Here is a 21,197-nt window from a genome sequence, read left to right as displayed (position 1 = left end):
TTATGGGACGGGCTTTTTCACCAGTTTACTATTGAATCTTGCTGCCGCGTCCGTGGGCTGGAGTAATACAATACTGTACCCACGGTTGTAAAGCTCAGCCAGTAACTGTGGCAAAACCTCTGCGGTACGACGGTGTATATCGTGCATAAGCAAAATACCCCGTCCCTTTTTTTCAATAGTTTCCAATGTGAATTTCAACAGTTGTTCGTTGGTTTGCGCCTTCCAATCCTCGCTATCGATATTCCAGTTAAATTCAGCCACAGAGTTCGCATTCAAATAATTGCGAAGCTCGGGATCGACCTCTCCATAAGGAAAGCGGAAAAATGGCTCAACATAACCCAAGGTATCGAAAACCGCCTGATGCCCGCCTTTGATTTCGGCAACAGCCTCCGTGAACGACAGCGTTTTATACATCATGCGTTCACAATTAGCCGTAGTCGCCAGACAGGAGTGAGTCACCGAGTGGCTGCCCATCGCATGCCCGTCTGCTGCCGCTATTTTAACAACTTCAGGGTTCTGGCGAACGTTTTTTCCAAGCTGGAAGAAGTGAGCCTTGGCGTTGACCTCTTTCAACGTTCTAAGAACTGATCGAGTGTACACATCATTAGGACCGTCATCGAAAGTAATCACGATTTCTTTGGGTGCAACGTCTCCGGCACGGGCAAAGTATCCCTTCGAAACATCCCGATATTGGGTGTTTGTCGGAAACTGAAAACTATTGCCTGAAGGATCTGTCGTAAGGGCATTCACTCGAACCTTCAACGTCGCGCGCTCTGCAGTGTAATGCCTTTCAAGTTGTGCCATCAGATCTTTGCGACAGGACTTCACCAGGGCTTGATTGATGTCCTCGCGAATTTCATTTTCAAATATCGTTAAGGACAAGCCATCCAGATCCTTTAGTTTTGCACACAGTTGTGCAGAAAACTTTTCCTGGGACTTGATGTCTGTGTTCTCACTGCGCCAGCTTTTAAAAAGATGCTCCGGATTTGCCGGAGAGGCATCCCACTCAGCCAATGAGGTGGCATTCTTATTCACAGTGATCGTTTCTTGAATCTGTTCACTGATTCCGCTGCCACAGGCGGTTAATGCAGTCACACCCAGTACCATCGCAGATCTTACGCATAATTGCTTCATATGATATCCACCGTTTCATCCTTGTCCGGTTGCTTTAGATTCAATTTAATTTTTGAGTTCTCGATAATCACGCGAGGATCCATGGAGTAACTGTCAAACACCACAAGATTGCGAGTGGCTTCAGCTGTCACAACATTTGGATTCCACAAGTAACGGAAATAGATGATCAACGATCCAACAAACTGACTTACCAGAATGCTTAGCAGTGCCAAGGTCATCAAACCAATCTGCGGAGAGGTGTTCTCCCAACGAGCCGGCTCCAGGACTTCAAAGCGATTTCCAACCGAAAGCTTTTGGGACTCTAGCTTTGCAAGGGCTGTACTGAGTTCCTTGTATCTTGCGAACTCCAATTCGGACTTCTTTCTTAAGTCATCGGCCATATGCGCCTGGTACGGCAGCTCTCGCGATTCAGACTTCAAACTGTTGATTGAGGACTGCACCTGCCCCAACTGATCCTTCAAAATATCATTCTGATTTTTCAAATTTTCGATCTGACCGCCAACACCGTACATGGTTTTGTCGTTACTATCAGTCCGGTCTTTCTTAAGGTAAGCAATCATTTTGGAATTCTGGGAAATTTTAAGTTTCAGCTCGTTACCACGCACCAGCAGTTCACTGACATAGTCGTTGATCTTGTCTTTGGATCCCAACGGCAGAACGCTGTGATCGCGATTTTCAACTTCAGCCAGTTCCTTGCCCAGACTTGCAATTTTTGAATCGGCGTCTTTTTTCTGTTCGATAATGAAGTTCTCGACGCGATTGATTTCCTCGGCTTCACGCTTTTTCATAAGCTCGCTGCCGGTTTGCACAACGGTATTCACCAAAAACAAAGACATCGCCCGATCGGGAGTGGCCGCCGTGATTTTGATTTCGAAATCGGAATCCAGTTGCGCGCGAATCCAGCCATCCAGCTTCTGCAGGAAGGCGATCTTACTTTCTGGTGTCGCCGAGCTTTTACTTAAATATTTGTCGCGAAGATTTTCATAACCCTTGCGCTCTTCCATTGATATCAGAGGGGATTCGCCCCGTTCCGGGATCTTGCTTAGCACCGCCTCATAGAACTCACGGGTTTTCAGATACTCTATGTGTTTGGACAAAAGGCTGCTGCCTTTTTTTGATTCCTGCAGGGATTTATTTAAGCCAAAGTACTGCGTTGTAAAGGCCTGTACTGAAGAGTTCTGCGAGTCGTTAAAGATCACAGTTGTGGATGCTATATAGGGGATTTTAACTGCATAAACAAGAACACTCAGGCCGAACAGTATCGCTGTGAAAAATACGAACATCCGCCAGTGTGACAAATATAATTTTAGAATTTCACCAACACTAAGCTCTGGCTCCAAGTTTGGATCCTGCATACGCATCCCCCCAAGCACATAGTTTTGCCATCCTTTCAAAAGGATGGCCTGTGTCTATTCTGTAATGAGGATTAATTTGGTGAAATTAATCTGACTGCACTCGCAGCGCAGTCAGAAGTCATTTTATGGAAGCTTGATAGGACTCATCATCACATTGGTAGGTCTAAGCACAGCAATCTTGTAGCCTTCTTTATGGAGCGCCGCAAGGAACTGCGGAAGGCTTTCCATCGTACGTTTTTGAATATCGTGGAATAAAACAATTCCACCGTTGTTGGCGCGCACTTGTTTCATTGTGAATTCAATCATTTCAGAGTTTGAACGACCTGACTTCCAATCCAAGCTGTCAACATTCCAGAAAAACTCACCCACATGGTGTGTCTTCAATGAGTTTTTCAAATCAGATCTGGAACTGCCGTATGGAAATCTGAACACCGGGTGAGCCCATCCAAGAACCGATTGGATGGCATTCAAACTGCCGTACATTTCCTTTTCCGCGCTTTGCAAACCCAGCTTACCCAAGTTGGCATGAGTCATCGAGTGACCCCCGACAACGTGGCCGTCATTAGCAACCATTTTCACGTATTCTTTATTGGCAATCACGTTTCTGCCAACATGAAAGAACATGACCTTGGCATCCACTTCCGCAAGGGTCTTTAGGATTGTTTTTGTATAGGGAGACGGACCATCATCAAACGTCAATACAACTTCTTTCGGGCCCACATGCAGACGTTTGCCGTTGGATCTTGCGGTGGCATCAAAGCCGTTTCTGGTGTCAATAGCACGTTCAATTGTTTGGAACTTGAATTGGGATGTTTTATTAACTCCGGCACCCGGCAGAACCACAGTTTGTTTTCCTGGGGCTGTGAACACGGTTTCCTCGTCAAAAAAGTTTCCAAGATTTGTTGTCAAAGTCGCACGATCATCACGATAGTAGTCATTCAATCTGGAAGTAAGTTCACTTGCACAGTCCTTGACGATGTCCTGATTCACTTCCTCATCCAACTCTTGTTCAAACAGAGTCAAATGCTTTACGTCCATCTCTTTCAATGCCTGACAGACATCTGCCGCCGTCATGCCTTCTTTGCTGATCTCTTCGCGCCATTTTTCAAATACATGTTCCGGGCTGTCTTCGGAAGCGTGCCATGCATCGTACGTTGCCGCCGCTTGGTTGGCTTTAATTGCGTTTGAAACATCCAGTTGAGCAGCTTCAAATCCATTACTGCATGCAGTAAGTGACAACATTCCGAACCCAAATAGCATAGCAATTGGCTTTTTCATTATTTGCTTCCTTTAGCGAAAAAATTAACAACGCTTCCACTAAAGCAGAATCCATGCCCCGTCAGATTCCAATTGAAACCCTTTTTATGCGTTTTGACTGTCTAAAGGTTGTTCAAGAGACTTAAAAGGGCGGCCTAAAGGTGACTTGTAGCGAACTTCCTCAAAGACCGCAGCCGCGACGAAGCCAAAGATCATCCAATACAATCTATCCGCCATACCACCAATTGACAGATGGACGTGATAAATAACCAGAATAGGTACATGTGCCAGGAGGTAAATTGAAATCTGTCGTTTTGCTATGCTGAAAGATCTAAGTGCCTTCAGTGCGCCGATGGTCATTAATCCTAATGCAATTGCCGCCAAAACCAAAAGTGGCCAACCTCCGACCACTCCGGCAGACACAAAAATATTATGGGGATCCTTGAAGGAGTTATAGTTACCGACATCAACTTCATTGCCCGACGCAAACTTTGATACCAAGCCTTGCCCCAACCAAGGTTCACGCTGAAAGATTTCTGATCCACGCTCCACCTCTTCCCATCGCGAGGCCACTCCATCCTGAGCCTGACGCCCACCCAGAGAAGCATGTCCTGTGGCAATTTCGTGAGCCAATTGGTAGGTTTGCATTCCGAAAAACAAGGTGAATGTGGTCAGCAGTGAAACAATAGTAACTTTAAACATGCGCCCTTGCGATGTTCTGGCTTCGTGCAGAATCATCGTTAATAGGAACGCGAACATTGCCGCTGCCGCTGACGACCTGGTCCCCGTCAGGACAATGGCGGTAAAACTTGCGATCAAAATCAACACATCCCAAATCTTATGTTTCAATTTTCGATCCAAAAGAAATGTGCCTATAGAAAAAATGAACGCTGTGGTCGCACAGGTAACCATATGAGGAATATGCTTAAAGACGCCAATAAAGCGGCCGCCCTTGAATGCTGATCCTGGAGACAAGATCAAAACTATCAACGAAAGTAGAACTAGTGCACCCGCCCACCTTTGCACAAACCTAAGAAAATCCTGAACATTCCACAAACTGGGAATAATCAATCCGTATATTCCGACCATAAACAGGGACAGCAACATTGCTCCCAATTGAAAAAGCACGGATTCATCAGGATTCACATAGTGAATCTGCAGCAGAGTTTGCACAGCCAAAATAATCATTAAGAAAAAGACGAATAGCTTATAGAAACCACTAAGATGTTGTCTGACACGAACTCTTAACCATAACAACAGCAGTGGAATTCCCAAAAGCAGTGTCAGCAAAACATTTACATAGGGATGCATGCCTTGCTGAAAAATCAAATAAGGAATCTCCCGCGGGATGGGCAAAAGCCCACCCAATGAAACTTTGCACAGGAAAGTTAACGCCACCAAAGATTTTATCAGAAATAAAATACGGGCGTCTTTGGCGTGAATCATTACTTGTGAAGTCCTTGTCCGGAATTCTTATCAATCAGGATCGCCGTCAACGCAATACCAAGCACCAAAGAGACAATCGTGATGGATCTCGCTGTGTCACTGCTCACCATATAGGATTTTTGGGGAACATAAATGAAATCATCCTGAGCCAGTTTCAACTGTTTGCCTCCCCCATACTTGATGACCTTTTCAGCATCAACTTCGTAGGCACCTTGATATTCCTCCACTGCCTTGGATTTGATTTCTGCCCAAGTTTTGGGCTCTAACTTTCTAACCAGGATTTCTGACATATCACCGGATGAACTGGACCCCCCAGCCAAGGTGATCAGCTTTAACAAATCCGTTGATGGTGGAACATAGTAGATACCAGGACGATTAACCGCACCCAAGAGCTGTACACTGATCAGAGATTCTTTAGGCGATGAACGGAAAATGTATTCCGATGCCTGGGCTGGTGGTTTGATATCACTCATTCCGAGCGAATCATGTGATTGCGCAAATGCAATGGAATTGAAAGCGAAAATCAGAGCTGTGACATATCGGAACAACTTCGCAACGATCATTAGAACCTCCACACACTGGACCTAAATCGAGAGCCATAAGTCTTGTCAATATTTTTCAATGACGGACTTCAGTCCATAGACCAGAATAAAGTCTATGACAAATCCATCCGTACCAGAGCACGAAAAATTATTTGATGAAATTTGTAATAAACTGAACGAGCTCAGCACCAATGGTGACGCGGATGAAAATCATCCAACTCAGCCAAAGTACGAGCAAATGCAGGAGCAGATGAAGAAATTCAATTCTGACTTGAAAGGTTCACAAGAAGATCTTCGCGAGAAAATCAAATCTCTAGAGAGCTTTTCTTACGGATCTGAAACGTTGGATACGCAAATGAAACTGTTGGCGGATCAACTCAGCGCAGAACGCGCAACGAATGCTAAGATGTCTTCGGACCTTGCAAAATCGTTAGAATTGAGTTTGCAGCTGCAACTTGAAATTCAAGGTTTGAAAGCGCGTGCTTTGCAAATCCAAGGCGAAGAAAAAAAATATTCTCAATCCATGTTTGAAAGAAGCAAAATTCTGCAAAGAGATTTGGATCTGACGCGTGCATTGAAAGACGAAACTGCCATGGAGTTTGCGAAAGCAAAAAGTGCCTGGGCACGTGAGCAGGATTTGTGGGAACAACAATACGAAAAACTTCAGGCTGAGATTCAAAAGCTGAAGCAGGACAAATCAGACCTTGAGCAAGCCAACTCGGAATTGATGGCAACAATTGAAGAGCGCGATACCACGGTCACTTCCCTGAACGAGGAAATCGAAAAGATCTCCACGGCCTTCAGCGAAGTCGAGGCATCCGCGCAACAGCAGAATGAAGTATTGAAGAATCTGACTTCAGTGGCTGAAACCAAGATCGTCGAGATGAAAGTGGCTTTGGATAAGAAATCCCTGGAAGCACAGGACTACTTCAGTCACTTGCAACAGACGCTGAGCCAATCCGTGGTTCTGAAACAAGAGAACATCTCATTGAAAGAATACGTTGCGAAACTGAATTACTACCACCAACAGGCACAACATGCTCAGAATGTGGTAACTCAGATCGCTCAGGTTTCAGCGGCTCAAGCGCAACAACAGGCTCAGCAGCAAGCTCATCAGATCCAGCAAATGCACGCAGCCCAAAACCAGGCTGTTCCTGCAACTGTAACTGCAGCGCCGACTCAAGCCTAAGCGCAGCTTATATTTTCCTCCGTGGGCTCAGGGGTCCCTCCTCCTGAGCCCATTTTTTATTTCCCCACTGTCCGGATCTTGGTAAAAAATAGAACATCAGTTTGTGAAACCAGAATCCCGGAATCAATCTGCGTAACAATCCAAACAAAATCGCATCCAAGGTCACTTTGATTCTTAAGGGTGGGTTCTTCATTTCAAGCAGTTTTAAAATTTTTGCGGCGACGACTTCAGGCCGACTCATGGAATAACCCATTAAGTTTTCAATGAACGGAGTCATCGAGTCATAGTATTCCGAATGCGGGCCGCGCAGCTCGTAACTGAGTCGGGCTTTGCGTGACAAAATGACATTGCGAAATGATGGTGAATTGATAAATCCCGGCTGAACAATGCTGACTTGAATTCCGTAGGGTCGACATTCATACCATAAGGCCTCACTGACGCCCTCCAGAGCATGTTTGGAGGCACTGTAGGAAGCCATCGTAGGCATCGAAACCATGCCACTCACTGACGAGATATTTATGATATGACCCGAGCGCTGCTCACGCATTATTGGCAAAACAGACTTCATCAGGTTAACTGGCCCAAAAAAATTGGTTCGCATTTGCAGGTCTTCGGCATTTGCATCCATGTGTTCAACGACAGACCGAAAACAAACACCGGCATTATTAATGAGTGTATCAATCCTCCCCCAACGCCGGCAGATCTCATTCACTGCATTGGAAATCTCACTTTCACTGGTGACATCCAAAGGCAGGTGCAAAGTATCATCATTTTCAGGAAAAATTTCCGCCAGCCGCATGAACGAGCGGCCCCGTGCGGTTACCACCACCCGATATCGACTGGAACGAATCAGACTTTCACATATGGCTTTGCCCAGACCGGAAGTGCATCCGGTCACCAAAACCACTTTCTTGAAAATGGTCGCATGCTTTTGCATATTTAAACCTAGCTGGAGGACGCGATGTCCACTCCGAATAGTTTATCGAGTGCGCGATCGCACAAAGGAACGCTGATAGGCTTTGTCAGCACCTGCATTCGGCACAGCAAATCTCCGTATTTTTCACGGAGTGCTGTCTCTTCAACAACCGATACAAGAATTATGGGGCTTGATTTCACGGCGCGCGCCAAATATCGAACCAGATCCAGGCCCGTGCCCGCACCCGACAGGAATAAATCTGTCACAATTAAAGCGTAAGGTGCGTCACGCACAATGGATGAGCTGACAAGTTTCTGCGCTTCCTCGCAGCTCACGGACCAATCCAAATGGAAGTCATTAAACTGCCGGCGCAGAATGTGCTCCCAAATGGGTTTCAATGATAAATCATCTTCGACGATCAGAATTCTTGTTTTCATGACGCTTCCCTGTCCATGATTTGAATTACTGTGATCGATACCCCTATTCCACTATTGCGGGCATCGTGTCCACTTGCTTGGTGGCCGACCACTTCTTGATGCGCTCCGAGGCTTCCTTACTGGCTTTTTCCAAGGCGATGAATGGACTTTTTGCATCGGCGCTGATTGAAAAGCGCAGTTCTCCGGAAACAATTCCCACATCGACCATAAAGTCAGCACCACGTGAATCGATGGACATGCTGATACTGCTGTCTGACGGCGCAGTCGCAGTCAGACGCTCCAATATGCGACCACATGAGATGAGCAATTGATCCTTTTCGGGAAGGGCGATTTTGTCTGTTTTAAGTTCTACATTCGTCATGCTGAATCCTCCTGTGGTTCAAAATTAAACTATAAAAGTGCCAGTAAAATTTCTTTACATTTTTGTACCTGCAGTGGTTTCTGCAGATAAAACGGCGATTGGTCTGTCGTATTTCTTACCGACTGCAAGAGCGAGTCAAAATTCCCCAGACTCATACTGCTGACGAAAACGAAATGATCCGAGGCTTCGCCATATCGGGACCACAAATCTATACCTGTGTCATCGCCGTCAAGAAATACATCTGAAATAACCAAATCGTAAGGCTTTTCGGTGTGAAATGAATGCCGCAAAAGCGCTTCTGCTCCGGCTTCCGAAGTTTCCCAGTCAATTCGAGCGTTGGGAAATCCGGATCGAATTATACTTTCCCACAAAGGCCACTGCCCAGTGTCGTCTTCAACAATCAAGAATCGGCGTGGTTCCGTATCCAACATCATATTAGACAGAATCGCCTCTATATTTTCGTTCTCATGAGCCAATAAATTTTCCATGGCTACCTCCCGCTGATTTATTAATGATCGGGCCTGGAGATTGGCTTTGTGCTAAAATGATTTGATGATTTCGCAAAACACTGCTTAAATCCACCTGTATGGCAAAAATCCTGTGCATCGAAGATAGTACTGAGTTTTTTATTTACTTGAGTTCGGTTTTAAAAGACCACACGTTAACTCAAGCCGAATCTATTGCAGACGCCTTCAATATCGTGCAAACAGGACGGGATAGTTTCGATTTGGTATTATTGGATATCTCACTTCCAGACGGAAACGGGATGAAAATCCTTCCGGATCTGAAGGATTCTTTTAAAGCGAAACCTGTTCCAATTATCATTTTGAGCACGGACGATGATATCATCAGCAAGGTCGCGGCCTTCGGCATCGGTGCGGATGATTACATCTCAAAACCACCAAACTCCAGTGAACTGCGCGCCCGTGTTGATGCCAGACTTCGTGCCGTTAAATCCTATCAACAAAACACTCAGCAAGTGCAATTGGGCGATTTATATATCGACTCAAATCGCATGTGTGTTGAACTGCGCAACCCCAAGACAGGCACAGTTCAAATCGAACTGACACCTTTTGAGTTTAAAATTCTGAAAATCCTTTGCGCCCGCCCAGGGCAAGTCTACAGCCGAGAGCAACTTATCGATCAAGTATGGGGTGTTGGCAAGTATGTGACCGAAAGAACCGTTGACGCTCACGTCAGTCACTTGCGCAAGAAGATCAGCGACAGCTCCGTCAAAGTGGAGACCGTGCTGAGCGCAGGATACAAAGCCGCTGTTAGAGATAGTGCTTCTGATTAGGAAAGACATCCGTAAGATGTTTTGCCAACTCACGGGCTTGCATCAAGTAGAAGTTCACCTCTTCCTGACTTGCGCCGATGTGCGCGGATTGCTTCAGTTGCCAGCTTAGTTCTTTGGAATTTCTGCCAAAGTCCTTAAACCCCAACATCTCTGCAGACCCTGCCAGTTTATGTGCAGCCTTCCACACTGCCTCGGCGTCCCCTGTTGTAGCTCCTTGCTCCAAGACCGGGATGCATTCGTTCAACGATACACTAAAACGCGCCAATATCCGCAAAACGGTATTAGGAGTCGTATCTTCCAATAAATGATTAAATGCGTGTGAGTCAAATCCTCGCAGCGATTTCAACTGCCTGCTGACTCCCACTAAGTCATTATCTGTTTCCACTGTTAGCTCCTTCATGAGCATTACAATAACAATGCGATTATATGCTGAATTTAAATTGGTTTGAAGAAACCTTCAAACTCAATTAACATCGTTCTCACCAAGATCTGCGAGAGTATAACAGATGAAACGTGTTAATATCATTCTGAAAAAAGCCCGTAAATTCTTTCTCTGGATACCTGTTCTGACGCTCGTCTTCGGGCTGTCTCTTTCATTTTATATTCACAAACGTATGACGGAACGTGAATATGTGGATCAAAGAGCCGACTCCATCAGACGCTCCAGAGAAATGATTCAATCACTGGATCTACTACTTTCCAACAGCGTTCTTAGAATTCAGTCCTACGAGGAGTACATCGGTACCCGCCCTATGGACTATTATCGCGATATGGCTTTTTTGGGTCAATCATTGCGCTACACCGTTTTTCAACGCTTCTCTATTTTTCAGCTTGTCGGAAAACGCACAGCAACCCCTCCCAAATTGAGACTGATTTCAAGGATCAACACCCCCAATTCGCAAGTGCCTCTGACCAAAGGAAGAAACATGACTTCCGAGGCCGTCCTGAAGGGAATCGCTGACATCATCGCGCATAAGGAATACAGCCGCGCTATTTTACATGACCGGGATGGCGTCCCCCTGGTGACATATGTTCTGCAATCCCGAAGCCGCGAAAATATTTACTTTGTTTTCTCGACACCGCTGGTTTCTCTTTTTGAAAAAATTGATATTCGTCCCACGGAATCCCTGGAAATCGAGGACACCGCCAGCGCGAAATCCTGGATCGTTTCATCCGACGGAACCAACAAAACCATCCGTTCTGGTGATGGCGAACCAAAATCAAAAAAAGGTGACACCCTTCTACAAACGCTTCGCCTGGGAGAAACTCAGCAAAGCCCTTTGAAGGTTCACTTTCATTTTAATTTTCAAAAGCCAGATGGCCCTAACGCATCCACCATCACCGGTCTGATGAGCGTCCTGATAACTTTGATTATCTCCTACCTTTTCTGGGTACTGGTGCAACAAAACCGCCGCGTCTCCAGAATGGTCATCGATAAAACTCATGACTTGGAACAAGCCCATCAGGAACTTCAAGAGGCCTTGGTCGCAAAAAATCGCTTCCTGGGAAATATCTCTCACGAAATTCGCACACCGTTGAATTTGATTCTGGGAATGATTGATTTGTGCGAAGAAAAAGACACCGGCAAAAAGATCAATGATTATCTCAGCAGCATGCGCTCCTCTGGCAATCATCTTCTTTCCATGATTGAGGATCTGTTGGATCTGGCAAAATCCAGCACGAATGAGCTTCAAGTTCTGCCAAAGCGGATGCAACTGATCAACTTCCTGACTGATATCTCAAAAATATCCGGGAAAGACTGCGCAAAGAAGAACCTGCGCTTTTACTCTCAGTTTGCCTTCGACCTGCCTTCAGTCATCCACTACGACCCAAGTCGTCTGCGTCAGATTCTGCTGAATCTTTTGCGTAATGCCTGCAAGTACACGAACTCGGGTCATGTCACTCTAAGAGTCAGCAAAATTCAGCAACAAGAGAACAAGGCGACCCTTCGCTTTGAGGTTGAAGATACCGGTGTCGGAATTCAGAATGACAAAATCAACAAAGTCTTCGACGCCTTCTTTCAGGTTGAAAACTCCACGGCTTTTGCAGAAGGCGGTGTGGGACTTGGCCTGGCCATCGTAAAAGAGCTGGTAAACAAACTGAATGGACGCCTGCATGTGGCCTCCACTCATAAAAAAGGAACTCTGTTTCAGGTTGATCTTGATGTCGAAGTTATTGATGGCAGCAACTGGCTGGAGAGCTTCAACTCCCCGGATGATCAAATGAAGGAATTCACTTTGATCACAGAGGATCACAATCTGCAGGTCAGTGCTGAACCTCTGGCCATGCACCCGGCGATTATCTTCTCCAGAATTTCAAAGGATGAGAAACCGCACGAAAATCCAAAAATTTCCCAGCAGAACAACTGGATCATGGTGGACACATCCACAATTTCGATCACGGACGAATATATCAGCGAACTTCAAAAAATCGGAAACGTGCTTCTGCTCGGTAACAAGGATGAAATAGTTCAAAACAATCCTCGGCTGCTGGCCCCTGTTTTGGATGTGTCTCCGCTTGCCCTGACAGATGTTTTGTTAATCACAGGATTTTACGGCAGACACGCACGTCGCACCGAGAATCGCGAGTTGCAAAAGTCGAAAGTGGAGCCAGCGGTCAAACCGATACCTGATTCTTTGAACATTCTGGTTGCCGATGACGACATGGGAAATCAGGAGCTTTACATGGCCTACTTTGACGGTAAGCCCTGGAATATCAAATACACCCAAAATGGCAAAGAGGCTTTGGATGCCTACATCGCCAACCCGTCGCAAATCGTGGTTCTGGATGTGAGAATGCCATTGATGGATGGCTTTGAAGCTGCCGAAAGAATGCGCGCCCACGAAGCTTCACAGGGATTGCCACAGCGACCAATTCTATTGGTTACAGCAGATGCTCTGGAAGAAACCATGAAACGGGCGCAGACGATTCCGAAGACAAGCTTCCTGACGAAGCCGATTCGCAAAAAGACTTTGATGGATGCTATCAATCAATCTTTGAAATAGTTATTTCTTGGCGGTCTTACTGGCTGTGGGTTTCGCTTTATATCCACAGCCGCTAAACTGACGAATCATGGAAATGGTTTTCTTACTCGAATTGCCATTCTCGCCGCAATCCTTGGATCCTTTTTTGGGAACACAAATTGCGGCCCAATAAGTACCATCTTCACTGACTGCTGAACTTGAAATGAAATTAGGACGGGATTTTAGCTCCTTAGCCAGTCGTTTCACGGCACAATCCGCGTTGGATATCGCGTTTTTTAAATCCACTTCCTTACCGCAGACATCACCAGACAACTGAAACAACCCGACGGCAGCACCGTGCGGGGCATTTTCATTCACCTGTTCGGAATCACAAGATGACTCGGTGGAGGCCATGGACATCATCGCCCACACCCAGAATTTATTTCTTTGTTCGCTATCCATGGATGCATACTTGGGACAAAGGCTTTTCATATCCTTGGGAACTTTCTCGGAAAATGCATCCGCATTTTCCCGCACTCCCGCCAGAACCTTATTCCCCAATGAACCGTACTCTCCATCATCTTTGATAAATGAATCACAGGATTTAACAACTGAAGAGGCACTTTTGCTTTCGCGGTTTTGCTTCTGATCCTGTTCACTCACTGTCGGATCCTGATTCCCACCCTTGTCAGAGTCACGACCGATCGCCTCTTGAATCTTCTGTCCTTCAACTTTTATCTTTGTCGCTTCAGGTGCCTGAAAAAACGGACAGGCTTTCATCGCCAGCTGAATTCCCGCAGCCAATTGCTGGGAGCGTGCTTGCGCAGTCGCCGCTGCCGTTGCCTGCTCCGCCGCTGCCGTTTGCTGTGCTGCCACTTGCTGCAGATACAAATCCATCATTGTCGGACCAACAGTCGTCGTTGTCGTGGTCGTAGTCACCGGCGCTGTCACGACTGGTGAGGCTGCCGTGGTTGGCAAGATCGTCGTCGCCGCCAAAGGCGTCACATCCTGCCCCAATGCAATTTGAGACATGAATAGTACAAATACAATGATCTTGTTTTTTTTGAACAGCTGTTTCATCCCTGTATTTATCGGGTTTAAGCCAGCCAAGCCTTAGAAAATTAGGGGAAAATAGAACTTTGTGACACTTACCAAGGGCCTTCAATTAGCCCTTGGTCCAGCTCATTTTTTTAGACGATATAATGCACGTACATTTTCAGGTAAAAACCCTCTGGGAATTGCATCAAAGTAGGATGATCCGCTGCGTGCCCGCCGCGCAAAACGCTGCGAACTTCGCTGTAGTTCCTAAGTGATGCTTTTCTGATCGCATCACGGAATTCATCCTCTTCCAGTAAACCAGAGCAGGAGCATGAAGCCACAAAGCCATTCTTTTTTGCCAAACGGAAAGCGTGAGTATTCATTTTAATATAGGCCGCTTTTCCGGTTGGAATATCTTTTTTGGCTTTGATGAACGCCGGTGGATCCGAAATCACAATGTCATATTGGCCCGTAGGCAAATTTGCCAAACCTTCCAATACATCCATTTCGTGAACGGTAACCTTGGCACCTTCACGCTCGGCATTCTCTTTGGCGAAAGCCAAAGCCGTCTTAGAGACATCCACCAGGGAAACTTCAACATCGAAACCCTCCGCCTTCAAAGCGCGGGTGATTTGCGTCGACCAATGGCCCACATAACAGCACAAATCCAACACACGAATAGTTTTGGTCTGTTGTTGCTTTGCCCAGTTTTTAAAAAGTCCGATTGCCAGATAAATATTATGAGTCTGATCCAGAAAGAATCCAGTCTTCTGGCCTTCACGCAGATCACAACTCATCTTGATAACACCAGCGTCTCCCGCGGCATTCAAAAGAATTTCCACGTGATCCAAATTGAAATCAGGCAGATCCTTCACAACTTTCGCTTCATTGTTGGTCAGACCTTCCAGTTTGCGAACACTGACATCATTGCGAATGATCACAGCTGTTTGATTCCAGTCAAACGACGACAAACCCTGTTCTTTCGCTTTCTCTGCCAAACCTTTAAAGAAGGCTTCAGTATTCTGCAATGCCAGGTCCATTCCTGCTGTCACAAGCTGGGCCACAAACACCTGAGCCTGCTTCCCCCCCTGATCGATCACATAGTAATCCAGCACGATCCCCGGAATGTAGTCAGATTCACCGAATGCAAGACGGAAACTTCCTCGAAAACCCGCGGCCTTGCGCACTCTCCACGAATTTAGAATCTTGCTGTGAAGAAAATCAAATCCCGTTGGTTCCTTGTCCTGACTATTGAAAGTCAATGCACGGAAAGCGATTAAAGAATGCGGATTGCCGTAGCCCCTTGCTAAAAACTGTCCCTTGGCGTCCTGAAGCTCCACGGGTGAACCCGGCGGCAAACCTTTCGGACTGACTGACAGCTCATTGGAAAAAACCCAGGGATGCCCACTACGAATGCGTTTATCAGCTCCAGTGCGGAGTCTCCAAACCGTAACCATTGTTATTCACCTTCAATTGCAAAGACCAGAAGTTCAGTAACTTCGTTCTTGGAAAAATTATTATCTGACATAAGCAGAAGTGTACGACGACCATCCGGCAATTTGGGCCCGATGGCCAAACCTTCAAAGTTTTGAACGTCTTTTTTTCCGCGCTCTTTTATCAAGTCTGTTTCAAGATCAAGCAGCTTCACTTTTTCAACGGGCGTGTACTTATGATCAGCAAGTTTCACCATCGGCAAAGTATTGGTCGCCTTTGACAAATCCGCCAGATACAAGGAAACCGTTGATTTCCAACCTTTGCCATAAAGACGTGCGCCACGTTCAAGTACAATCACCTTGGACTCAGACAGAGCCAGAACCTCAGAAACACCTCTGAAAATCTCACGACCGATCTGATTGTCACGATAGGCATCGACTTTATAAGCAAACTCTGAAACCGGGGAATAATATCCACGTTGAGCACCACGGTCCTCAAATTTCAACATTCTTACGACGACGCCGGAGGCTTCGGTCTCCATGTCGATGTCCTGAGTTAAAGGTGCTTCAAGGCAGGCAAAAACAAACTTGCCATCAGCAGTCGCAGTCAACCCTTCAAAGGCACCATTGTTCTGAACACCTTTGCTTTGCATACCGGTGCTCTCTGGCAGGTACTTTTCCGGAATGGAAATATCTGATTTCCATTTGCCTTCCGCTCCTGCCCGGAAAATTCGTGGCATGGATCGCGGCTTAAGATCCCCGTTACCTTCCGAGGAAATTAAAAAATCTCCATCAGGCAATTGCACCAGGCCTTCCAAATCGACGAAAGCTTTACGACGGCCTTCTTTGGGAAGCCCTTTCACTTCTTTCACTGACTTCGGAATCAAGGTCATTGATTTATTATTAACTTTAAATTCGAACTGATAAATACGGGGCTCGCCCCAACGGCCTTTATCATCACTGATGGCATTCAGAATGCCGTCTTTGTATGTGATACCGGACAATCCACCAATGGTGGTGTGTTCAAACTTGGCGCCAGTGACAATCGATGTCTCGCCTACATATTTTAAACTCAAAGCCTGCGCGGGTCCTGACAACATCAGAGCCGAAACAAGAACCATCAGAAATATCTGCATTAACTTCTCCAGCGAAGTTCTGTCTGTTTTACCGGATTTACAAAGTCGCGTTTTTCTTCCAGGGCATTGTGATATTCGGTCTTTAAAGAATAATACCACTTGGCCTGTGTGTCAGCGTCCTTGATCAACATCAGACTTGGGTCGTATTTCAGACCATCCTGCTGCTTGGTAACGGCTTCCATATCCTGGCCCAGGAACACTTTTCCGAACTGATTCACAGCCGGTTTAAATAGCGTCAGCCAAGGAATATCCCAAACTGCAAGCTGAGTGACTCGCGTGTTTTTCTCGTCCACCGGAGTCAGTGCTGTATAAGAATAGAATTTACGTTCTCCGACCTGAATATGCTCCACACGCACACATGGCAGTGTAAATGTGATTTCGGTCGTGGGCACTCCGCCCAACAATTTATAAGCCTTGGAGTTGGAGGACGGTTGATGACGAATCATCTGAAAACCAAAATCCACGGGTCCGAACAGCTTTCTTTTTTCAAGCATGGTTTTTTCAGAACGCCAGAACCAGCTTTTATGCACATAAGGACCATGTGCCGGGTCCATAAGTCCAATCACCGCATGGTCCACGTGACATGGGAAATTCACCACATACGTCAGATTCGGTTTTTTATCCTCTGGGAAACCCTTCATCACAGGTGGAGTGGGAACTTTGCTTAAATCAAAATCCTTGTCGCCCATAAAGACCCAGATCAAACCCTGAGCTTCGTGAACCGGATAACTGCGAACTTTGATTTTACCAGGATTCAAATCCTGACCTTCACACAGGGACGGGATCTCTGTACAAACACCTGAGCCATTGAATTTCCAACCGTGATATGGGCACTCGAGAGTGTCATTCACAACACGTCCGTAGCTTAACGGAATCCCACGATGAGGACAGATATCACGCATTGCTGAAACTTTCCCCTGGGAATTACGGAAGAACACCACAGGCTCATTCAGGATTTTTCTGGCTTGAGCTTTATTGATGGCAAGTTCGGCACTTGGCAAAGCCACGTACCATACGTTTTTTAAAAATCCTGTGAACATATGAACCTCGAGAAATTGAACTCTATTGACCTGCTCTGTTTTCAGCCAACAGACAAGTGTTTTCCAAAAGCGTTGTAATTGTCATTGGACCAACTCCGCCTGGAACCGGACTCGCAGCTTTTGCCCAACCTTGGAGCTCAGCAAATCTTACGTCACCACGAAGCTTTTGTCCCTGACCGGAACCATGCATTCCCACATCAATGACAATCGCATCTTTTTTAAAATCTTCTTTACCCAGCAAATGGGCCTTACCCGCGGCAACCACGACCAAGTCCGCACGCTGTGTGAACTCCGACAGGTTTTTGGTTTTTGAATGACATAAAGTCACTGTGGCATTGGCTTCTGTCAAAAGAGTCGCCATCGGTTTACCCACGATATTGCTGCGCCCGACGACGACGGCATTCATGCCTTCGACGTTGATTTTATAATACGCCAGAATGGACATCACACCTTTGGGTGTGCAAGGACTGACCAACGGTCTGCCCGCAAAGAAATAACCAAGAGACTTGTACGTCAAACCATCCGCATCCTTCAACGGCGACACCGTTTGCAACACCTCATGGGCGCTTAGATGTTTGGGCAATGGGAACTGTACAAGAATTCCATCAACACCTTCATCGTTGTTCAGAGTCTCAATCATTTCGATTAATTCATTTTGCGTGATATCTGACGGCAAGGCATGAATGGTGGACGTCATTCCGACAAGTTCGCAGGATTTCTTTTTATTGCGAACGTAAATAAGACTGGCAGGATCCTCGCCCACGATAACCACCGCCAGATGTGGGGCGCGGCCGTTTTTTGCTTTAAATGATTCAATGCGAGGAACCAGGGAGGCGCGAATTTGCTTTGATACTTCTTTGCCATCTAAAATGAGCACGGTAACACCTCCCCTGTTTGGAAGCCCCAATTTCCAGTATTTTCCAAAGAAATTCAATGGTTTAGTTAATCCAATTTAAAATAAACCGCGGCCCTGGCGGGCATTTTCTACTTGCTTCAATCGTTCGATTTAATGTACAAGTTCTTAAAAACACTAGGGGATTTAAAGATGGCAGAAAAAGTAAAGCTCTCAAAAGACGGTAGCTCCATTGATTTCGTTCAGTCTGAAAGCTTGCCTACATCGCTAAAAAAGTTCCGCCAAAGCCCTGAAATCGAAGGTTTCTACCGCTTCGTTTTCGAAAATGACCTGCAAAAAGAATCCTACGACATTTTGGATCGTATCATTCAGCAACGTAAGGCTAAAAAGGCTGGGGCTAAAAAAGAAGCTGCTGCTGCTGCCAAAGAAGAAAAAGCCGCTGCTAAAAAAGTGGAAGCTAAAGGCAAAAAGAAATAATTCTGTTTTAAATATTGATACGAAAAAGGCTGATCCCACGATCAGCCTTTTTTTTACTAATGTGATCAATAACTTCCGCATCCGGTAAATCTCTGTTGTTTAGATATTCATCCCCATGCAATGCTTACTGTTCAACATTGGGGGATACAAATGCACTGTTTAATTAAACTTGTTTTAACTCTGACTCTCGCATCTTTTGTCACCGCCTGCAGTGACAGTTCAGAAACTTCTGGTAACAATCCAACACCGAAAACTCGCGTGCGCTGGTCATCCATTCCGTCCGAGTATAATCCATCGTCCGAAGATTATCTCTTCACCTGGTCAACCTCCGTTGACACTCTAAAAATCAATCTTTTCGGCTTCAATGATGACGTTGAAGTTATTTATTCCAACGATATTCCTGAAGGCCGCGGCGTCCTTCGTATCTTCAAAGTTTTCAAGGGCAGTGCCTCTTGGGGGACCATCAATCCACAGGTGAATAAAAATGTCGGAAAACTTGTGTCTTACGGTAGCTATTCTTGCTCGATCAACATCTCCAACGGTCAAATCAATAGCTTGGAAGGTGGTTGCTATATCCGCCTTCAGGTATTCTTGCCTGCTGGATCCGAACTTGAAGTTTACAATGTCGGTGAACTGATCACGAAAAGATTTAAAGGTATGCCTGTAGAGGATTTCCTTGAATCCGTTAACAAGGCCAGTTTTGATTCAGACAAAGCCGCTGTCATTTCAGCGTTTCTTGATTCTTACAGACAAGTTGGAAAAACACCTGCTTTGACATCACACCAATTGGGAACTGTTATTCGTGAATTCATGGCTAGCAGAGAAAAATTCTCCGCTCTTCGCAATCTGCACCACGCAGTTAACGACCGGGAAAACCTTGGCAGAATGATCGATGACGTATTCAACTATTTCGATCGCGAGGAAGCTCGCAGAATCGTTGGAATTTAACCAATAAAAAAGCCCGGTTTTTACCGGGCTTTTTTTGACTAAGCGCATTCCAAAAAAGGAACTGTTACCTTTAGAAACGGTTTGGAGCGAAAGTTTCCACGTCGACGAATGTTTTCTTCTTGTCGATAAGGTCCGCCACCATCAGGCCTGTGCCAGCGCCGGATTGAAGACCCAGCATCTGATGACCCACTGCCAACATCAAGTTGGAGATCTTGTTGTGGTAACCGATCAAAGGCACGCCATCCGGAGTGCATGGACGAAGTCCAGCCCACAATTCCTGAACTTCCAATTGCTCTGGAAGATACAACAATTCGGAAGCACCTTTTTTGATATTGTTCACACGGCGCTCAGTGATTGAGAAATCCTGGTCAACCAGCTCCAAAGTTCCCGCGATTCGCAAAGTGTTTTCGCGCGGAGTGATCGCGATTTTTTTCTCGACGAACATGATTGGATACTTTGGTTGTTTTTCAAGTTTTGGAACGATCAAGGCATAACCTTTACCACCCAAAATCGGAATTCTAAGCTGCAACAACTTGGCAAGATCCTTAGACCAGCTGCCTGTCGCCACTACGATTTCTTTGAATTTGAATTCACCTTTGGAAGTAAGGGCCTTGGTGACTTTACCACCTTGGATTTCAAGATCCATCAACTCACAGTTTTCGATGATCTCGCCACCATTGGCGCGAATTTCTTCGGCCATTGCCTGCACCACTTGGAACGGCTCAGCCATGGCTTCCTGATCAAAGTAAACACCACCCAACATTGGTGGACGGAATGCTGGTTCGAAATTCATAATTTCTTCGCCAGTCATCTGTTTACCAGTCACACCAACGCCACGAACGTACTCAAGCTCCTCAACAGCCGCCGCCACTCCCTCTTTAGTGCGGGAAACCATCAAAAGGCCCTTTTGTTCAAAGCGGGTTTTTGGGTACTTCTGACCAAGTTTTGCGTACTCTTCCAAAGATTTTTGGGAAAGAACGACCAAGCCTTCGACTGCGCGACGCGCTTGTTTTTCATTCATCGCCTTCATGAAGTGGAACAGCCATGCAGCCAGATCCAACGATAAGGACGGTTTGATATGAAGGGGGCTGTTCGGATTCGCCAACCACTTCATGGATTTCAGGAACATACCTGGCATTGGCAGCGGCATGGAAAAGCAAGGTGTCATCCAGCCTGCATTCCCATACGAGCAACCACGGCCCACTGAACCTTTATCGATTACACAAACTTTTGCGCCACGACGAGCAAGCTCTGCACCTACGGAAGTCCCGATAATGCCGGCACCGACTATTAAGATATCAAATTCTTTATTTTGCATACTGTTAATGGATTTACTCTTTTTTAACGGAAAATCAAGTCCCGCTCGATGGCACGA

Annotated in this window: 21 protein-coding genes; 5 read left to right on the top strand and 16 right to left on the bottom strand. The window is 46.0% G+C overall.

Annotated elements, in window-relative coordinates; genetic code table 11:
* The 5 genes from ACLVWR_RS09110 to ACLVWR_RS09090 form a co-directional block, all read right to left on the bottom strand.
* Positions 1–1,134, bottom strand: a complete 1,134-nt coding sequence (locus tag ACLVWR_RS09110; protein WP_413580400.1) for a polysaccharide deacetylase family protein — start codon at positions 1,132–1,134, stop codon at positions 1–3.
* Positions 1,131–2,489: a hypothetical protein gene (locus tag ACLVWR_RS09105; RefSeq protein ID WP_413580399.1), complete on the bottom strand. Its 1,359-nt coding sequence runs from the start codon at positions 2,487–2,489 to the stop codon at positions 1,131–1,133. Before ACLVWR_RS09105 ends, ACLVWR_RS09110 begins: the two co-directional genes overlap by 4 nt.
* 123 nt (positions 2,490–2,612) lie before the next feature.
* The gene (locus ACLVWR_RS09100) at positions 2,613–3,767 is read right to left on the bottom strand and encodes a polysaccharide deacetylase family protein (protein WP_413580398.1); all 1,155 of its coding nucleotides are present in this window, start codon (positions 3,765–3,767) and stop codon (positions 2,613–2,615) included.
* Between the two features lie 84 nt (positions 3,768–3,851).
* Positions 3,852–5,192, bottom strand: coding sequence for an O-antigen ligase family protein (locus ACLVWR_RS09095; protein ID WP_413580397.1), 1,341 nt, complete (start codon positions 5,190–5,192; stop codon positions 3,852–3,854).
* The gene (locus ACLVWR_RS09090; RefSeq protein ID WP_340598754.1) at positions 5,192–5,755 is read right to left on the bottom strand and encodes an SLBB domain-containing protein; all 564 of its coding nucleotides are present in this window, start codon (positions 5,753–5,755) and stop codon (positions 5,192–5,194) included. Before ACLVWR_RS09090 ends, ACLVWR_RS09095 begins: the two co-directional genes overlap by 1 nt.
* A gap of 94 nt (positions 5,756–5,849) precedes the next feature.
* Between ACLVWR_RS09090 and ACLVWR_RS09085 the strand changes: the two genes are divergently transcribed.
* Positions 5,850–6,923 carry a hypothetical protein gene (locus ACLVWR_RS09085; RefSeq protein WP_413580396.1) on the top strand — a complete coding sequence of 358 codons (1,074 nt, stop codon included), beginning with the start codon at positions 5,850–5,852 and terminating at the stop codon, positions 6,921–6,923.
* 7 nt (positions 6,924–6,930) lie between these two features.
* On the opposite strand, the gene ACLVWR_RS09080 is transcribed toward ACLVWR_RS09085, so the two are convergent.
* Genes ACLVWR_RS09080 through ACLVWR_RS09065 form a run of 4 tightly spaced genes read right to left on the bottom strand, consistent with a single transcriptional unit; the run spans position 6,931 to position 9,125 of the window.
* The gene (locus ACLVWR_RS09080) at positions 6,931–7,860 is read right to left on the bottom strand and encodes an SDR family oxidoreductase (RefSeq protein WP_413580395.1); all 930 of its coding nucleotides are present in this window, start codon (positions 7,858–7,860) and stop codon (positions 6,931–6,933) included.
* 8 nt (positions 7,861–7,868) lie between these two features.
* Positions 7,869–8,276, bottom strand: coding sequence for a hypothetical protein (locus ACLVWR_RS09075; RefSeq protein WP_340598749.1), 408 nt, complete (start codon positions 8,274–8,276; stop codon positions 7,869–7,871).
* 43 nt (positions 8,277–8,319) lie between these two features.
* Entirely contained in the window at positions 8,320–8,637 is a 318-nt protein-coding gene (locus ACLVWR_RS09070; RefSeq protein WP_340598747.1) for a hypothetical protein, read from the bottom strand.
* A 29-nt stretch (positions 8,638–8,666) separates the two neighbouring features.
* Entirely contained in the window at positions 8,667–9,125 is a 459-nt protein-coding gene (locus ACLVWR_RS09065) for a hypothetical protein (protein ID WP_413580394.1), read from the bottom strand.
* Positions 9,126–9,223: 98 nt separating this feature from the next.
* Here ACLVWR_RS09065 and ACLVWR_RS09060 point away from each other — a divergent pair, with 98 nt between their 5' ends.
* Positions 9,224–9,934, top strand: coding sequence for a response regulator transcription factor (locus ACLVWR_RS09060; protein ID WP_340598745.1), 711 nt, complete (start codon positions 9,224–9,226; stop codon positions 9,932–9,934).
* On the opposite strand, the gene ACLVWR_RS09055 is transcribed toward ACLVWR_RS09060, so the two are convergent.
* Positions 9,912–10,319: an Hpt domain-containing protein gene (locus ACLVWR_RS09055; protein WP_413580393.1), complete on the bottom strand. Its 408-nt coding sequence runs from the start codon at positions 10,317–10,319 to the stop codon at positions 9,912–9,914. The two genes, ACLVWR_RS09060 and ACLVWR_RS09055, sit on opposite strands and share 23 nt — an antisense overlap.
* A gap of 121 nt (positions 10,320–10,440) precedes the next feature.
* On the opposite strand from ACLVWR_RS09055, the gene ACLVWR_RS09050 reads away from it, so the two are divergent.
* Positions 10,441–12,939 (top strand): hybrid sensor histidine kinase/response regulator, encoded by a 2,499-nt coding sequence (locus tag ACLVWR_RS09050; RefSeq protein ID WP_413580392.1) that lies wholly within the window; start codon positions 10,441–10,443, stop codon positions 12,937–12,939.
* Here the strand turns inward: ACLVWR_RS09050 and ACLVWR_RS09045 are convergent, their stop codons facing one another.
* From ACLVWR_RS09045 to ACLVWR_RS09025, 5 genes are all read right to left on the bottom strand, one after another.
* Positions 12,940–13,977, bottom strand: coding sequence for a hypothetical protein (locus ACLVWR_RS09045; protein WP_413580391.1), 1,038 nt, complete (start codon positions 13,975–13,977; stop codon positions 12,940–12,942).
* Between the two features lie 110 nt (positions 13,978–14,087).
* Positions 14,088–15,392 (bottom strand): class I SAM-dependent rRNA methyltransferase, encoded by a 1,305-nt coding sequence (locus tag ACLVWR_RS09040; protein ID WP_340598737.1) that lies wholly within the window; start codon positions 15,390–15,392, stop codon positions 14,088–14,090.
* Positions 15,393–15,394: 2 nt separating this feature from the next.
* On the bottom strand, positions 15,395–16,504 hold the full coding sequence (locus tag ACLVWR_RS09035) for an esterase-like activity of phytase family protein (protein WP_413580390.1): 1,110 nt from the start codon (positions 16,502–16,504) through the stop codon (positions 15,395–15,397).
* The gene (locus ACLVWR_RS09030) at positions 16,504–17,544 is read right to left on the bottom strand and encodes an aromatic ring-hydroxylating dioxygenase subunit alpha (protein ID WP_340598733.1); all 1,041 of its coding nucleotides are present in this window, start codon (positions 17,542–17,544) and stop codon (positions 16,504–16,506) included. Before ACLVWR_RS09030 ends, ACLVWR_RS09035 begins: the two co-directional genes overlap by 1 nt.
* 22 nt (positions 17,545–17,566) lie before the next feature.
* A complete protein-coding gene (locus tag ACLVWR_RS09025) occupies positions 17,567–18,421 on the bottom strand; it encodes a bifunctional 5,10-methylenetetrahydrofolate dehydrogenase/5,10-methenyltetrahydrofolate cyclohydrolase (protein ID WP_340598731.1) in 855 nt (284 codons plus the stop codon).
* Between the two features lie 168 nt (positions 18,422–18,589).
* Between ACLVWR_RS09025 and ACLVWR_RS09020 the strand changes: the two genes are divergently transcribed.
* Positions 18,590–18,874, top strand: a complete 285-nt coding sequence (locus ACLVWR_RS09020) for a hypothetical protein (RefSeq protein WP_340598729.1) — start codon at positions 18,590–18,592, stop codon at positions 18,872–18,874.
* 150 nt (positions 18,875–19,024) lie between these two features.
* Positions 19,025–19,822 carry a DUF4476 domain-containing protein gene (locus ACLVWR_RS09015; RefSeq protein ID WP_413580389.1) on the top strand — a complete coding sequence of 266 codons (798 nt, stop codon included), beginning with the start codon at positions 19,025–19,027 and terminating at the stop codon, positions 19,820–19,822.
* Positions 19,823–19,892: 70 nt separating this feature from the next.
* On the opposite strand, the gene ACLVWR_RS09010 is transcribed toward ACLVWR_RS09015, so the two are convergent.
* The gene (locus ACLVWR_RS09010; RefSeq protein ID WP_413580388.1) at positions 19,893–21,140 is read right to left on the bottom strand and encodes an NAD(P)/FAD-dependent oxidoreductase; all 1,248 of its coding nucleotides are present in this window, start codon (positions 21,138–21,140) and stop codon (positions 19,893–19,895) included.
* Positions 21,141–21,197: the final 57 nt, after the last annotated feature.

The sequence above is a fragment of the Bdellovibrio sp. HCB288 genome (assembly GCF_047305935.1).
Classification (GTDB): Bacteria; Bdellovibrionota; Bdellovibrionia; order Bdellovibrionales; family Bdellovibrionaceae; genus Bdellovibrio.
Note: the sequence above shows the minus strand (reverse complement) of the source record. Positions and strands in the feature narration are given on the sequence as shown.

Coding starts and splice junctions, on each gene's coding strand:
- ACLVWR_RS09110 (WP_413580400.1), bottom strand. CDS start 1,134: ATGAAGCAATTATGCGTAAGATCTGCGATGGTACTGGGTGTGACTGCA.
- ACLVWR_RS09105 (WP_413580399.1), bottom strand. CDS start 2,489: ATGCAGGATCCAAACTTGGAGCCAGAGCTTAGTGTTGGTGAAATTCTA.
- ACLVWR_RS09100 (WP_413580398.1), bottom strand. CDS start 3,767: ATGAAAAAGCCAATTGCTATGCTATTTGGGTTCGGAATGTTGTCACTT.
- ACLVWR_RS09095 (WP_413580397.1), bottom strand. CDS start 5,192: ATGATTCACGCCAAAGACGCCCGTATTTTATTTCTGATAAAATCTTTG.
- ACLVWR_RS09090 (WP_340598754.1), bottom strand. CDS start 5,755: ATGATCGTTGCGAAGTTGTTCCGATATGTCACAGCTCTGATTTTCGCT.
- ACLVWR_RS09085 (WP_413580396.1), top strand. CDS start 5,850: ATGACAAATCCATCCGTACCAGAGCACGAAAAATTATTTGATGAAATT.
- ACLVWR_RS09080 (WP_413580395.1), bottom strand. CDS start 7,860: ATGCAAAAGCATGCGACCATTTTCAAGAAAGTGGTTTTGGTGACCGGA.
- ACLVWR_RS09075 (WP_340598749.1), bottom strand. CDS start 8,276: ATGAAAACAAGAATTCTGATCGTCGAAGATGATTTATCATTGAAACCC.
- ACLVWR_RS09070 (WP_340598747.1), bottom strand. CDS start 8,637: ATGACGAATGTAGAACTTAAAACAGACAAAATCGCCCTTCCCGAAAAG.
- ACLVWR_RS09065 (WP_413580394.1), bottom strand. CDS start 9,125: ATGGAAAATTTATTGGCTCATGAGAACGAAAATATAGAGGCGATTCTG.
- ACLVWR_RS09060 (WP_340598745.1), top strand. CDS start 9,224: ATGGCAAAAATCCTGTGCATCGAAGATAGTACTGAGTTTTTTATTTAC.
- ACLVWR_RS09050 (WP_413580392.1), top strand. CDS start 10,441: ATGAAACGTGTTAATATCATTCTGAAAAAAGCCCGTAAATTCTTTCTC.
- ACLVWR_RS09045 (WP_413580391.1), bottom strand. CDS start 13,977: ATGAAACAGCTGTTCAAAAAAAACAAGATCATTGTATTTGTACTATTC.
- ACLVWR_RS09040 (WP_340598737.1), bottom strand. CDS start 15,392: ATGGTTACGGTTTGGAGACTCCGCACTGGAGCTGATAAACGCATTCGT.
- ACLVWR_RS09035 (WP_413580390.1), bottom strand. CDS start 16,504: ATGCAGATATTTCTGATGGTTCTTGTTTCGGCTCTGATGTTGTCAGGA.
- ACLVWR_RS09030 (WP_340598733.1), bottom strand. CDS start 17,544: ATGTTCACAGGATTTTTAAAAAACGTATGGTACGTGGCTTTGCCAAGT.
- ACLVWR_RS09020 (WP_340598729.1), top strand. CDS start 18,590: ATGGCAGAAAAAGTAAAGCTCTCAAAAGACGGTAGCTCCATTGATTTC.
- ACLVWR_RS09015 (WP_413580389.1), top strand. CDS start 19,025: ATGCACTGTTTAATTAAACTTGTTTTAACTCTGACTCTCGCATCTTTT.
- ACLVWR_RS09010 (WP_413580388.1), bottom strand. CDS start 21,140: ATGCAAAATAAAGAATTTGATATCTTAATAGTCGGTGCCGGCATTATC.